At 66.5% G+C, this 12,578-nt stretch carries 12 protein-coding genes; 10 read left to right on the forward strand and 2 right to left on the reverse strand.

The genetic code is table 11. The features are described from left to right. Nucleotides 1-53 precede the first annotated feature (53 nt). The 4 genes from N5C28_RS03225 to N5C28_RS03240 all read left to right on the forward strand — a co-directional run bounded on the left by N5C28_RS03225 (nt 54) and on the right by N5C28_RS03240 (nt 4,046). Complete coding sequence (locus tag N5C28_RS03225; RefSeq protein ID WP_279820015.1) at nt 54-509, forward strand: tripartite tricarboxylate transporter TctB family protein; 456 nt, start codon at nt 54-56, stop codon at nt 507-509. A gap of 3 nt (nt 510-512) precedes the next feature. After that, complete coding sequence (locus N5C28_RS03230) at nt 513-2,027, forward strand: tripartite tricarboxylate transporter permease (protein WP_279820017.1); 1,515 nt, start codon at nt 513-515, stop codon at nt 2,025-2,027. Further along, nucleotides 2,020-3,057, forward strand: a complete 1,038-nt coding sequence (locus tag N5C28_RS03235) for an AbrB family transcriptional regulator (protein WP_279820019.1) — start codon at nt 2,020-2,022, stop codon at nt 3,055-3,057. Before N5C28_RS03230 ends, N5C28_RS03235 begins: the two co-directional genes overlap by 8 nt. Nucleotides 3,058-3,197: 140 nt before the next feature. Beyond that, nucleotides 3,198-4,046 (forward strand): DUF6279 family lipoprotein, encoded by an 849-nt coding sequence (locus tag N5C28_RS03240; RefSeq protein WP_279820022.1) that lies wholly within the window; start codon nt 3,198-3,200, stop codon nt 4,044-4,046. Here the strand turns inward: N5C28_RS03240 and ung are convergent. Continuing rightward, complete coding sequence (gene ung, locus N5C28_RS03245) at nt 4,043-4,735, reverse strand: uracil-DNA glycosylase (RefSeq protein WP_279820025.1); 693 nt, start codon at nt 4,733-4,735, stop codon at nt 4,043-4,045. The genes N5C28_RS03240 and ung overlap by 4 nt on opposite strands. Before the next feature lie 193 nt (nt 4,736-4,928). Here ung and N5C28_RS03250 point away from each other — a divergent pair, with 193 nt between their 5' ends. After that, the gene (locus N5C28_RS03250) at nt 4,929-5,339 is read left to right on the forward strand and encodes a PaaI family thioesterase (protein WP_279820027.1); all 411 of its coding nucleotides are present in this window, start codon (nt 4,929-4,931) and stop codon (nt 5,337-5,339) included. A gap of 18 nt (nt 5,340-5,357) precedes the next feature. Here the strand turns inward: N5C28_RS03250 and N5C28_RS03255 are convergent, their stop codons facing one another. Continuing rightward, a complete protein-coding gene (locus N5C28_RS03255; protein ID WP_279820029.1) occupies nt 5,358-6,239 on the reverse strand; it encodes an AraC family transcriptional regulator in 882 nt (293 codons plus the stop codon). Nucleotides 6,240-6,377: 138 nt separating this feature from the next. Between N5C28_RS03255 and N5C28_RS03260 the strand changes: the two genes are divergently transcribed. The 5 genes from N5C28_RS03260 (at nt 6,378) to N5C28_RS03280 (ending at nt 12,564) form a co-directional block, all read left to right on the forward strand. Then, on the forward strand, nt 6,378-7,874 hold the full coding sequence (locus N5C28_RS03260; protein ID WP_279820032.1) for a CoA-acylating methylmalonate-semialdehyde dehydrogenase: 1,497 nt from the start codon (nt 6,378-6,380) through the stop codon (nt 7,872-7,874). A 162-nt stretch (nt 7,875-8,036) separates the two neighbouring features. Continuing rightward, nucleotides 8,037-9,284, forward strand: coding sequence for an ABC transporter substrate-binding protein (locus tag N5C28_RS03265; RefSeq protein ID WP_279820034.1), 1,248 nt, complete (start codon nt 8,037-8,039; stop codon nt 9,282-9,284). A gap of 6 nt (nt 9,285-9,290) precedes the next feature. Then, nucleotides 9,291-10,457: an isobutyryl-CoA dehydrogenase gene (locus N5C28_RS03270; protein ID WP_279820035.1), complete on the forward strand. Its 1,167-nt coding sequence runs from the start codon at nt 9,291-9,293 to the stop codon at nt 10,455-10,457. Between the two features lie 58 nt (nt 10,458-10,515). Further along, nucleotides 10,516-11,334, forward strand: coding sequence for an enoyl-CoA hydratase (locus N5C28_RS03275; RefSeq protein ID WP_279820037.1), 819 nt, complete (start codon nt 10,516-10,518; stop codon nt 11,332-11,334). 126 nt (nt 11,335-11,460) lie between these two features. Then, entirely contained in the window at nt 11,461-12,564 is a 1,104-nt protein-coding gene (locus N5C28_RS03280) for an enoyl-CoA hydratase/isomerase family protein (RefSeq protein ID WP_279820038.1), read from the forward strand. The last annotated feature ends 14 nt before the right edge of the window (nt 12,565-12,578 follow it).

Here is a 12,578-nt window from a genome sequence, read left to right on the forward strand (position 1 = left end):
CGTCGTTCGCGCCAGAAACCCCGCAGGCATCAGCAAACCACGAGGACCTCCTCATGTCTCAACGAATATTCGGTGTGGTGCTGCTCCTGGCCTGCGTGGCCTTGGGCATCGTTGCCTGGGGCTACCACGCCCCCTTCTCCTATGAGCCGGTCGGCCCCCGCGCCTACCCGATGCTGCTGCTGATCCTGATGGGGCTCGGGGCGATCTACCTGCTGGCCAAACCGGCCAGCGCCACGGCGCACAGTGATGAGCCGCCGCTGGACAGGCACGTCATTCGCAAGGTGGTCGGCTGCGTGGTGCTGCTCACCATCTACGCCGCCCTGTTCGAACCGCTCGGTTTCATCCTCGCCAGCCTGGTCTTCGGCATCGCCATGGCCCGCCTGTACGAAGGCACCTGGATCGCCAGCGTGGTGTCCGGCGTGGCGCTGGCCATCGGTCTGTACGTGCTGTTCGACAAAGTCCTCGATGTGCCCCTGCCCCTCGGCATCCTGTCCGGCCTGGAGATCTGACCCATGGATACATTCGCCTACCTGGGCCAAGGCTTCGGCGTTGCCCTGAGCCCCTACAACCTGTTCACCGCCCTGTGCGGCACACTGATCGGCACCGTCGTCGGCCTGCTGCCGGGCCTGGGCCCGATCAACGGCGTGGCGCTGCTGATCCCCATCGCCTTCGCCCTCGGCCTGCCGCCGGAAACCGCGCTGATCCTGCTCGCCGCGGTGTACCTGGGCTGCGAATACGGCGGCCGCATTTCCTCGATCCTGCTGAACATCCCGGGCGAAGCCTCGGCGGTGATGACCACCCTCGACGGCTACCCGCTGGCGCGCCAGGGCAAGGCTGGCGTGGCCCTGTCCATCTCGGCCTGGAGCTCCTTCATCGGCGGTCTGATGGCCACCTGCGGCGTGGTGATCTTCGCCCCGCTGCTGGCCAAGTGGGCCGTGGCCTTCGGCCCCGCCGAGTACTTCGTGCTGATGGTGTTCGCCATCGTCTGCCTGGCCGGCATGGCCGGCAACAAACCGATGAAGACGGCCATCGCCGCCTGTATCGGCCTGTTCCTGTCCTGCGTCGGCATCGACTCCAACAGCGGCGTGTACCGCTTCACCTTCGGCAGCCTCGGCCTGAGCGACGGCATCCAGTTCGTGGTGCTGGTCCTGGGCCTGTTCTCGGTCAGCGAGATCCTGGTCTTGCTGGAACGCACCCACCACGGCCAGAAGGCCCTGGATGCCAGTGGCCGGATGCTGTTCAACGTCAAGGAAGGGATGTCGGTGCTGGGCACCAACCTGCGCAGCGGCGCGGTCGGGTTCTTCCTGGGCATCCTGCCGGGTGCCGGTGCGACCCTGGCCAGCGCCGTGGCGTACATGAGCGAAAAACGCCTGGCCCTGAAAGACAACAAGTTCGGTGACGGTGACCTGCGTGGCCTGGCCGCTCCGGAAACCGCCAACAGCGCCTCGGCCTGCGGTTCCATGGTGCCGATGCTGACCCTGGGCGTGCCCGGTTCCGGCACCACCGCGGTGATGCTCGGCGCCCTGACCCTGTACAACATCACCCCGGGCCCGCTGCTGTTCCGCGACCAGCCGGACATCGTCTGGGGCCTGATCGCCTCGCTGTTCGTGGCCAACATCATGCTGATCGTGATGAACGTGCCGATGATCAAGATCTTCACCAAGATCCTCGCCGTGCCCTACTGGGCGCTGGTGCCGGCCATCGCCATCATCACCTCGATCGGCGTGTACGCAATCCACGCCACGGCCTTCGACCTGTACCTGATGATCGGCATCGGGGTCGCCGGCTACATCCTGCGCAAGATGGACTTCCCGCTGTCGGCGATCCTGCTGGGTTTCATCCTCGGCGGGCTGATGGAGCAGAACCTGCGCCGCGCCCTGTCGATCTCCAACGGCGAGCTGGGCATCCTGTTCGCCAGCCCGATCACCTGGGGCGTCTGGACCCTGATCGTCGGCATGATCGCCCTGCCCTTCTACCGCAGCTGGCGCAAGCGCAGTCAACGCAAGGCCGAACTGGCCAATGCCTGACCCATCGTTCAACCCGAAACACCCGCGTCACTGGTGGCTCACGCCACTGGTGGGCGCGGTCGGCGGGTACCTGGCCAGCCTCATCGGCTGGCCATTGCCATGGATCATCGGCTCGCTGCTGGCAGTGATCGCCCTGCGCTGCAGTGGCGTGCTCAGCCGCGAGATGCCCGGTGGTCGCCAGGCCGGTCAATGGCTGGTGGCCACCGGCATCGGCCTGCACTTCACCAGCGAGGTGCTGGAACAAGTGCTGAGCAACATGGCGATCATCGTCCTCGGCGTGCTCGCCACCCTGCTGCTCAGCGTCATCGGCATCGCCGGCCTGCGCCGCGCCGGGGTCGACCGGGCCACGGCGTTCTTCGCCAGCATGCCCGGCGGCGCCAGCGAAATGGTCAACCTGTCCCTGCGCCATGGCGCGCAACCGGCGCGCATCGCGGCGGCGCACAGCATGCGCCTGCTGCTGGTGGTGCTGCTGATTCCAGCTCTGTTCACCTGGGGCCTGCCGGCCATGGAGCCACCACCGGCAGCCGCCGTGGACTGGACCTGGCTGGCCATCCTGCTGCCGGCCGGCGCGCTGGTGGCGGTGCTCTGGCGCAAGTCGGGGCAACCCAACCCGTGGATGCTCGGCCCGCTGACCCTGTGCGCGGCGGCGGCCGTCACCTTCGACCTGCACATCGGCATGCCCCAGGGCGTCGGTCAGTTCGGCCAGTGGCTGATCGGCTGCGCCCTGGGCTGTCACTTCGACCGGGCGTTCTTCCGCAGCGCCCCGGGCTTCCTGGCGCGGGTGCTGCTGTTCACCCTGCTGGCGATGGTCTGCACCGCACTGTGCGGTGGCCTGATCGGCTGGCTGGCGGGCATCGATTCGGTGTCGCTGGTGCTCGGCATGATGCCCGGCGGCATCACCGAACTGTCCCTGACCGCCGAAGCGCTGCACCTGTCGGTGGCCCTGGTCACCGCCCTGCAGGCCTTGCGGCTGTTCATGGTGATGTTCCTCGCCGAACCCCTGTTCCGGTTCTGGCAACGCAACGCATGAGGACGGGCCACTGTGGTGGCCACGAACCTCCTTTAGCCCGCCTTCGTGCGGGCTCTTTTTTAGCGGATATTTCAGTCCCGACCTCAGCCCTGCTCGACCGGTCTAACCTCAGGTCATTTCCTGAACGAGGCCGTGCACGGATGAAACGCCCGCTCCTGCTACTCCTGATCCTGAGCCTGCTGAGCGCCTGCAGCAGCGTCGGCCTGGCCTACCGCAACCTCGACTGGCTGATTCCCTGGCGCCTGAACGACTACCTGACCCTTACCAGCGAGCAGAAGGCCTGGCTCAAACCGCGCATCCAGGCGCACCTGGCCTGGCATTGCAGCACCGAGCTGCCCCATACCCTGGGCCTGCTGGAACACGCCAGAACCCTGCTGGCGCAGCCCGAGGGCGCCAGCCCCGAGCAGTTCGGCGAGCAGCTGGCCGAGTTCGATGCCGCGGTCAAACGCATCGCCGTGCAGATCACCCCCACCGCCATCGAGCTGCTGCAGGGCCTCAACCCGAAACAGGTGGCCGAACTCCAAGCGGCCATCGATGAAGACAACCAGGAGGACCGCCAGGACTTTCTCGAACCCGAGCTGGCGGTGCAGATCACCGAGCGCGCCGAGCGCATGGAAGAACGCCTGCGTCCCTGGTTCGGCCGGCTGAGCGAGGCGCAGCAGGCGCGCATCCTGCAATGGTCAACGGGGCTGGGCGAACAGAACCGGATCTGGCTGGAGAACCGCCAGCAGTGGCAGCAGGCGTTCAGCCAGACGCTGGACGCACGCAAGGGTGCGGATTTCAGCGAACGCATGACGCGCCTGCTGCAGGACCGCGAGGCCTTCTACACCGACGCCTACCGCGCGGCCTATCCGAAGACCCGGGCAGCGCTGGCCACCCTGTTCAGCGACCTGCTCGGCAGTGCTGACGCCAAGCAGCGCGAACGCCTCGACCACCGCCTGCGCGACCTGCACCGCGACCTCGCCGCACAGGCCTGCAGCACTGGTTAGAGCGGCGGCAGGCGCCAGTCGATAGTGGGCAACCCGTGCTGATTCAGGAACTTGTTGGTATGGCTGAAATGGCCATTGCCGATGAACCCGCGGTGCGCCGACAAAGGCGACGGATGGGGAGACTTGAGCACTAGGTGTTTGCTGGTGTCGATCAGCTTTTCCTTGCTCTGGGCATGACTGCCCCACAACAGGAACACCAGGCGCGACTGGTGCTGGCTGACCACCTCGATCACCTTGTCAGTGAAGAACTGCCAGCCCTTGCCCGCATGGGAACCGGCGTTGGCCCGCTCCACCGTCAGCGAGGTGTTGAGCAGCAGCACGCCCTGCTCCGCCCAGGACTGCAGGTAGCCGTGGGGCGCGATGTCGATGTTCAGGTCGCGCTTGAGCTCCTTGTAGATGTTCACCAGCGAGGGCGGCGTGGCCACCCCCGGCTGCACCGAGAAGCACAGGCCGTGGGCCTGGCCGGGACCGTGGTAGGGGTCCTGGCCGATGATTACCACCTTCACCTGGTCCAGCGGCGTGGAATTCAGCGCATTGAAGATCAACGAACCCGGCGGGTAGATCTCCTTGCCGGCGGCCTTCTCCTGCCGCAGGAAATCGCCCAGCGCCTTCATGTAGGGCTTGTCGAATTCCTCGTGCAGGGCCTGTTTCCAGCCGGCTTCGAGCTTGACGTTATCTGCAGCGGACATGCGTGATTCCTGGAACACAAAACGAAGGCCGTACGTTAGGGGCTGGCGGCGCCTCAACGCAAGTCGCGCCGCCGAGTAATTTCCAGTAGCGCACGCCACGCTCGTGATGCCCGACCATCACACCGCTGGATGCAGATTGCCGGATCGCCCGGCGCGGCCAAGACTGGGAAACATCCCCCTCCGGAGACTGACCATGAACGCTGTTGCCATGACCCGCGAACGCCTGGAACAGGCTCTGGAGCACTCGCCCTTCGCCCAGATGATCGGCTTCAGCCTCACCGCTTTTGCCCCTGGACGGATCGAGATGGAAGTGCTGCCGCGCAAGGAACTGACCCAGCACCACGGTTTCGTCCACGGGGCGGTGGTGGGCTTCATGATCGACAGCACCTGCGCCTGGGCCGCGGCCAGTGTGGTCGGCGACGTGGTCACCAGCGAGTACAAGGTCAACCTGCTGGCTCCGGCACTGGGCGACAAGCTGATCTGCCGCGGCGAGGTGATCAAGGCCGGACAGCGCCAGGTGGTGACCCGGGCCGACGTGTTCGCCCTGCGCGACGGCCAGGAGAAAATCGTCGCCACCGGCCTGGCGACCATCGCCCGGGTGTAGGGCCGGGCAGCCGGCACATTAGCCCTGGTGCAGCGCCCGGTAATGACTGGGCGCCATGCCCACCACCTTGCGGAACAGCCGCGAGAAGTAATACACGTCCTCGTAGCCCAGTTGCTCGGCGACCTGGCGGATGCCCTGGCCGCCTTCGTCGAGCAGGCGACAGGCATGGGCCATTTTCAGCTGGATGAAGGCCTGGATCGGCGCGTGGCCGGTCAGGTCGCGATAAGTCTTGGCGAAGTGGAAGCGCGACAGCTTGAACTGCGCCGCCAGCTCGTCGAGGTTCAGCGAATCATGCAGGTGCGCGCGCATCACCGCCTCTACGGCGTCCACGTCCAGCACCCGCCCGGATTTCAGCTTGGCCCGCGCCGGCAGCACCGCCAGCGAGGTCAGCAGCGCCTGCAACTGGTGCGCGGCGTAGATGAAGTGCGGCAGGCTCAAACCCTGCTTGCGCACGTTGAGCAGCGCATCGAATTCTGCCAGCAGCCGCGGCTGCACGCCGATGCGCCACAGCGGCCCCTTGCCCAGCGGCCGCAGGAAATCCGCCACCAGCTCGCCGTCGAAGTGCACCCAGTAAATCGTCCAGGGCTTGTCGGGATCAGCACCGTAGGCGTGGGCCGCGCCCTTGGGCAACAGCAACAGGTCGCCACCACCAACCATCAATCGTCCATCCGCTGTTTCCAGCCAACCCTGGCCGGCGCGGCAGTAGATCAGCAGGTGATCGTCCGGCGCCGGGCGGCTCATGCGATGCCCCTGCGCCTCGGGGTAATAGCCCAGTGCCAGCGGGAAGCAGCCCTGTGTCAGGGGGCTTCTGGCCAGCAGGCGGCGCAGGCGAGGCGGCGTGATGAAGCGCACGCCATTGGCCGGCAGGGGCCAGTTGGAGGTTTCGACAGCGGAGCGCATGGTGCTCTCTTGTTGTTGTACTTATCCCAAGATAGTCCATCCAGCGCACAAGATCGTCAATTCCCCCGCCCTACTCGCCCCGCTATAACTCTGGCAAAACAACAAACGGGCCCGCTGAGGTCCGCAGTGGAGGATGGGATGAGCAAGGCAATTGCCCAGTTGATCGACGGCGAATGGCGTGAAAGCCGCACCCGCGAGTTCATCGAAGTCACCGACCCGGCGACCCAGGACGTCCTGGCCCTGGCGCCCAAGGCCACCGCGGAAGAAATCGAGGCGGCCATTGCCAGCGCCAAGACGGCCTTCCTCACCTGGCGCGAGGTGCCGGTCCCGGAACGCGCCCGTCTGATGCTGCGCTACCAGCATCTGCTCAAGGAACACCACGACGAGATCGCCGAGCTGCTGGCCAGCGAGACCGGCAAGACCCTGGCCGATGCCAAGGGCGACGTCTGGCGCGGCATCGAAGTGGTGGAACAGGCGGCCAATATCGCCAGCCTGATGATGGGCGAGACCGTGGAGAACGTCGCCCGCGACATCGACACGTCAAGCTGGATTCAGCCCCTGGGCGTGTGCGTCGGCGTCACCCCGTTCAACTTCCCGGCAATGATCCCGCTGTGGATGTTCCCCCTGGCCATCGCCGCCGGCAATACCTTTATCCTCAAGCCGTCCGAGCAGGACCCGCTGACCCCCAACCGCCTGGCCGAACTGTTCATCGAGGCCGGCGCGCCCAAGGGCGTGCTGCAGGTGCTGCACGGCGCCCGGGAGGTGGTCGACAGCCTGCTGACCCACCCCGATATCCGCGCCATTTCCTTCGTCGGTTCGGTGCCGGTCGGCCAGCACATCTACCGCACCGGTACTGCCCACCTGAAACGGGTGCAGGCCTTCGCCGGCGCGAAGAACCACATGGTGATCCTGCCCGACGCCAACAAGGAGCAGGTGCTGAGCAACCTGGTCGGCGCCAGCTGCGGCGCCGCCGGCCAGCGCTGCATGGCGATCAGCGTGGCGGTATTCGTCGGCGAATCGAAGCAGTGGATCGAGGAGCTGCGCGCGCAGATGGCCGAGTTGCGCCCCGGCTACTGGAACGACGCCCAGGCCGCCTACGGCCCGCTGATCAGCCAGCAGGCCCGGCAACGGGTGCTGCGCCTGATCGCCGAAGGCAAGGCGGAAGGCGCCGAGTGCCTGCTCGACGGCTCGCAGTGCAGCGTGCCCGGCTACCCCAACGGCAACTGGCTGGGCCCGACCCTGTTCCGCGGTGTGACCGCGCGCATGAGCCTGTACCGCGAGGAAATCTTCGGCCCGGTGCTGGTGTGCATGGAGGTCAACACCCTGGACGAGGCGATCGCGCTGGTCAACGCCAGCCCCTACGGCAACGGCACCTCGCTGTTCACCCGCTCCGGCGGCGCCGCACGGCATTACCAGCACGCAGTGGAAGTCGGCCAGGTGGGGATCAACGTGCCGGTGCCCGTACCCCTGCCGTTCTTCTCCTTCACCGGCTGGAAAGGCTCGTTCTACGGCGACCTGCACGCCTACGGCAAACAGGGCGTGCGCTTCTTCACCGAGACCAAGACCGTCACCAGCCGCTGGTTCGATGAAAGCCCCGTCGCTGGCGGGCCGAACATGACTATCCAGCTGAAATAGCGGAGTCCGTCACAATGCAGCGCAACAGCCACGACATACCGGCCATAACCTGGCCACTCCATGGCTGGAGCGCTGTTTTCTTAGACCAAAAGACGACTCGAAAAGCTGTACAAGCGCGTAAAAGTTCTCCTCGCTCCAACAACAAAAACAAGGAGAACCACGATGCAACGATTGACTACCGCCCTGGCCCTCTGGGTCGGGTTCAGCCTGTGTGCGCAAGCTGCCGAGCCCATCACCCTGGGCCTCAACTACCCGCGCACCGGGTCGTATAAGGAAGAAGGATTGGCACAGATGCGCGGAGCCTTGCTGGCCATCGACGAAATCAACGCCCAGGGCGGGGTGTTGGGTCGTCCGCTGCGACTGTCCAGCCGGGACGATGCCTCGCGTCCGTCCAAGGCCATCAAGAACGTCGACAAACTGGCCAGCGAAGGTGCGGCCATGCTCTTCGGCGGCGCCTCCAGCGCCGTGGCCATTGCCTCCGGCAAGCGCGCTGCCGAGCACGGCCTGCTGTACTTCGGCACCCTCACCTACTCCAACGACACCACCGGCAAGGACGGCCACCGCTACATGTTCCGCGAGTGCAACAACGCCTGGATGAGCGCCCGCGTGCTCGGTCAGTACCTGCACAAGACCCTGCCGGACAAGCGCTACTTCTACGTCACCGCCGACTACACCTGGGGCCACACCAGCGAAAGCTCGCTGCGCCAGACCACCAACAGCGAAGACGGCGCGCAGCACCCGAGCGTCAAGGTGCCCTTCCCCGGCGCACGCCTGGCCGATTACCAGGACGCCCTGACCCAGGCCGCCTCGAGCAACGCCGAAGTCCTGGCCCTGGTGCTGTTCGGCGAAGACCTGGTGCGCGCCATGCGCATCGCCAAGGACCTGGGCCTCACCGAGCGCATGCAGATCGTCGCCCCCAACCTGACCCAGAGCATCGTCGAGCAGGCAGGCCCGGGTCTGATGGAAGGCGTGATCGGCACCGAGCCCTGGACCTGGCGCGTACCGGCCCTGGAGAAATCCGCCCGTGGCCAGGCCTTCGTCAACGACTACGCCAAACGCTACGAGATGTACCCCTCCAGCTCCGCCGCCTCGGCCTACAGCATCGTCTACCAATGGGCCGACGCCGCCAAGCGGGCCAACAGCCTCAGCAGCGAAGCGCTGATCAAGGCCCTGGAAGGCCATCGCTACCAGTTGCTGAAGGACACCCAGGAGTGGCGCGCCTTCGACCACCAGAACATCCAAACCGTCTACGCGGTCAAAGTGAAAGCGCGCGACGAGGTGCTCAAGGACCCGCTGAAACAGGACTACTTCGAAATCGTCGACCGACTCGACGCCAACCAGGCGGCCCCCAGCCTTGCCGAATGGCAGGCCGAGCGGCGCAACGCCGGCCAACCCCTGACCCTGCAATGAGGACTTATGGACTTCGAACTCAGCGATGAACAACGCCTGCTGGTAGACAGCGCCCGCGCCTTCGCGACGCGGGAGCTGGCGCCCCATGCGGCGGACTGGGACCGCGACCACCACTTCCCGGTGGACGTGATCAAGCGGGCGGCCGAACAGGGCTACCTGGCCCTGTACATCGACGAAGACGATGGCGGCCTCGGGCTGTCACGGCTGTCCGCCTCGCTGATCTTCGAACAACTGTCCGCCGGCTGCATCGCCACCACGGCCTTTCTCACGATCCACAACATGGCCTCGTGGATGCTCGCCTCGTTCGGCGACCAGGCGCTCAAGGACGCCTGGCTGCCGCGCCTGGTCAGCGGCGAGCTGCTGGCCTCTTACTGCCTCACCGAGCCGGATGCCGGCTCCGACGCCGCCCACCTGCGCACCCGTGCCCGGCGCGACGGCGACGACTACGTGATCGACGGCAGCAAGTGCTTCATCTCCGGCGCCGGCAGCACCGACGTGCTGATCGTCATGGCGCGCACCGGCGAAGACAGCGGCGCCAAGGGCGTGTCGTGCTTCCTGGTACCGGCTGACGCCGAGGGCGTGAAGTACGGGCGCAACGAACTGAAGATGGGTTGGCGCGCGCAACCCACGCGCAGCATCACCTTCGAAGGCGTGCGCATCCCTGCCAGCCAGCGCATCGGGCCGGAAGGCCAGGGCTTCGTCTACGCCATGAAAGGCCTGGACGGCGGCCGCATCAACATTGCCAGTTGCTCCCTGGGCGCGGCCCAGGCGGCGCTGGAGCAATCGCTGCGCTACGCCGAGGAGCGCAAGCAGTTCGGCAAGCCCCTGAGCGACTTCCAGGCGCTGCAGTTCAAGCTCGCCGACATGCTCACCGACCTCACCGCCAGCCGGCAGATGGTGCGCCTGGCCGCGCACAAGCTCGACCACGGGCACAGCGAAGCCAGCCTGTACTGCGCCATGGCCAAGCGCTTCGCCACCGACCACTGTTTCACCCTGTGCAACGAGGCGCTGCAGCTGCATGGCGGCTACGGTTACCTCAACGACTACCCGCTGGAGCGCTGGGTGCGCGACAGCCGTGTGCACCAGATTCTCGAGGGCACCAATGAAATCATGCGCGTGATCATCGCCCGCCGTCTGCTCGACCAGGGCGGCATGCTCGATCGCCTGCTGTAACACCGACGGAACGCGCCCTGCTGCAGCCGGGCGCCATCAGCATGGAAACGAGGACACTATGAGTACTGCCGTAGAACCCTACAAACCCGGTGTATTCGACCTGACCCACAAGATCACCGTGGAAAAGCACGGCCACACCGCGCTGATCACCATCAACCACCCGCCGGCCAACACCTGGGACCGCGAATCGCTGATCGGCCTCAAGCAACTGGTCGAGCACCTCAACCGCGACGACGACATTTACGCCCTGGTGGTGACCGGCCAGGGCGGCAAGTTCTTCAGCGCCGGCGCCGACCTCAACCTGTTCGCCGATGGCGACAAGGCCCGCGCCCGGGAAATGGCCCGGCGCTTCGGCGAAGCCTTCGAGGCGCTGCGTGATTTCCGCGGTGTGTCGATCGCCGCGATCAACGGCTACGCCATGGGCGGCGGCCTGGAATGCGCCCTGGCCTGTGACCTGCGCATCGCCGAACGCCAGGCACAGATGGCTCTGCCGGAAGCCACGGTGGGCCTGCTGCCCTGCGCCGGCGGTACGCAGAACCTGGCCTGGCTGGTCGGCGAAGGCTGGGCCAAGCGCCTGATCCTCTGCGGCGAACGCATCGACGCGGAAACCGCCCTGCGTATCGGCCTGGTCGAACAGGTGGTGGACACCGGCGAAGCCCGCGGCCATGCCCTGCTGCTGGCGGCCAAGGTGGCGCGCCAGAGCCCGGTGGCGGTGCGCACCATCAAACCGCTGATCCAGGGCGCCCGCGAGCGCAGCCCGAACACCTGGCTGAGCGAAGAGCGCGAGCGCTTCGTCGACCTGTTCGACGCCGACGACACCCGCGAAGGGGTGAACGCCTTCCTGGAAAAACGCGACCCGCAGTGGCGCAACAAGTGAACCCCTGGTGGTGGAAAACGCTTCGCGGTTTTCACCCTACCCGGCGTACACCGATCACGATAAACCGCAGGCTGGCTCGGGCGATGCTGCCTACCACCCTGACCGCACACGACGACGGACACCCTGATGAACGTGCAATTCGAAGAACGCGCCAGCCTGCATGGCTACCGCATCGGCATCGCCAGCCTGGATGCCGAGAAAAGCCTGAACGCCCTCTCCCTGCCAATGATCGAGGCCCTGGACGCCAAGCTGAGCGCCTGGGCGGACGATCCGGATATCGCCTGTGTGATCCTGCGCGGCAACGGCCCCAAGGCCTTCTGCGCCGGCGGCGACGTGGTGCAGCTGGCCCGTCAGTGCCACGAGCAGCCCGGCGAGGTGCCGGCTCTGGCGCGGCGCTTCTTCGCCGATGAATACCGCCTCGACCACCGCATCCACACCTACCCCAAACCCTTCATCTGCTGGGCCCACGGCCACGTGTTGGGCGGCGGCATGGGCCTGATGCAGGGCGCGGGCATCCGCATCGTCACCCCGAGCAGCCGCCTGGGCATGCCGGAAATCAATATCGGCCTGTACCCTGACGTCGGCGGCAGCTGGTTCCTGGCGCGCCTGCCGGGCAGCCTCGGGCTGTTCCTCGGCCTCACCGCCAGCGGCATGAACGCCCGGGACGCCCTCGACCTGGGCCTGGCCGACCGCTTCCTGCTCGACAGCCAGCAGGACGCCCTGATCAACGGCCTGGTGCAACTGAACTGGAGCGAGCAGCCGACCCTGCAACTGCACAGCCTGCTCAAGGCCCTGGAAAACGAAGCCCGCGGTGAGCTGCCCGAGGCCCAGTGGCTGCCGCGCCGCGAGCGCCTCGACGCCCTGCTTGACCAGGCCGACCTGCCCACCAGCTGGCGCGCCCTCACCGCCCTGGAAGGCGACGATGACCCGCTGCTGGCCCGCGCGGCCAAGACCCTGGCTGGCGGCTGCCCGCTCACCGCCCACCTGGTCTGGGAACAGGTTCGCCGCGCCCCACAGCTGTCCCTGGCCGAGGTGTTCCGCATGGAATACGCCATGAGCCTGAACTGCTGCCGTCACCCGGAATTCCCAGAAGGCGTGCGCGCTCGCCTGATCGACAAGGACCACGCGCCCCGCTGGCACTGGCCGGACGTGACAACGATCCCGCAGGCGGTGATCGACGCGCACTTCGAGGCGGTCTGGGACGGCGAACACCCGCTGGCGGACCTGTAACACCGTAGGAGGGG

This window comes from Pseudomonas sp. GD03944 (genome assembly GCF_029839275.1).
Lineage (GTDB): Bacteria > Pseudomonadota > Gammaproteobacteria > Pseudomonadales > Pseudomonadaceae > Aquipseudomonas.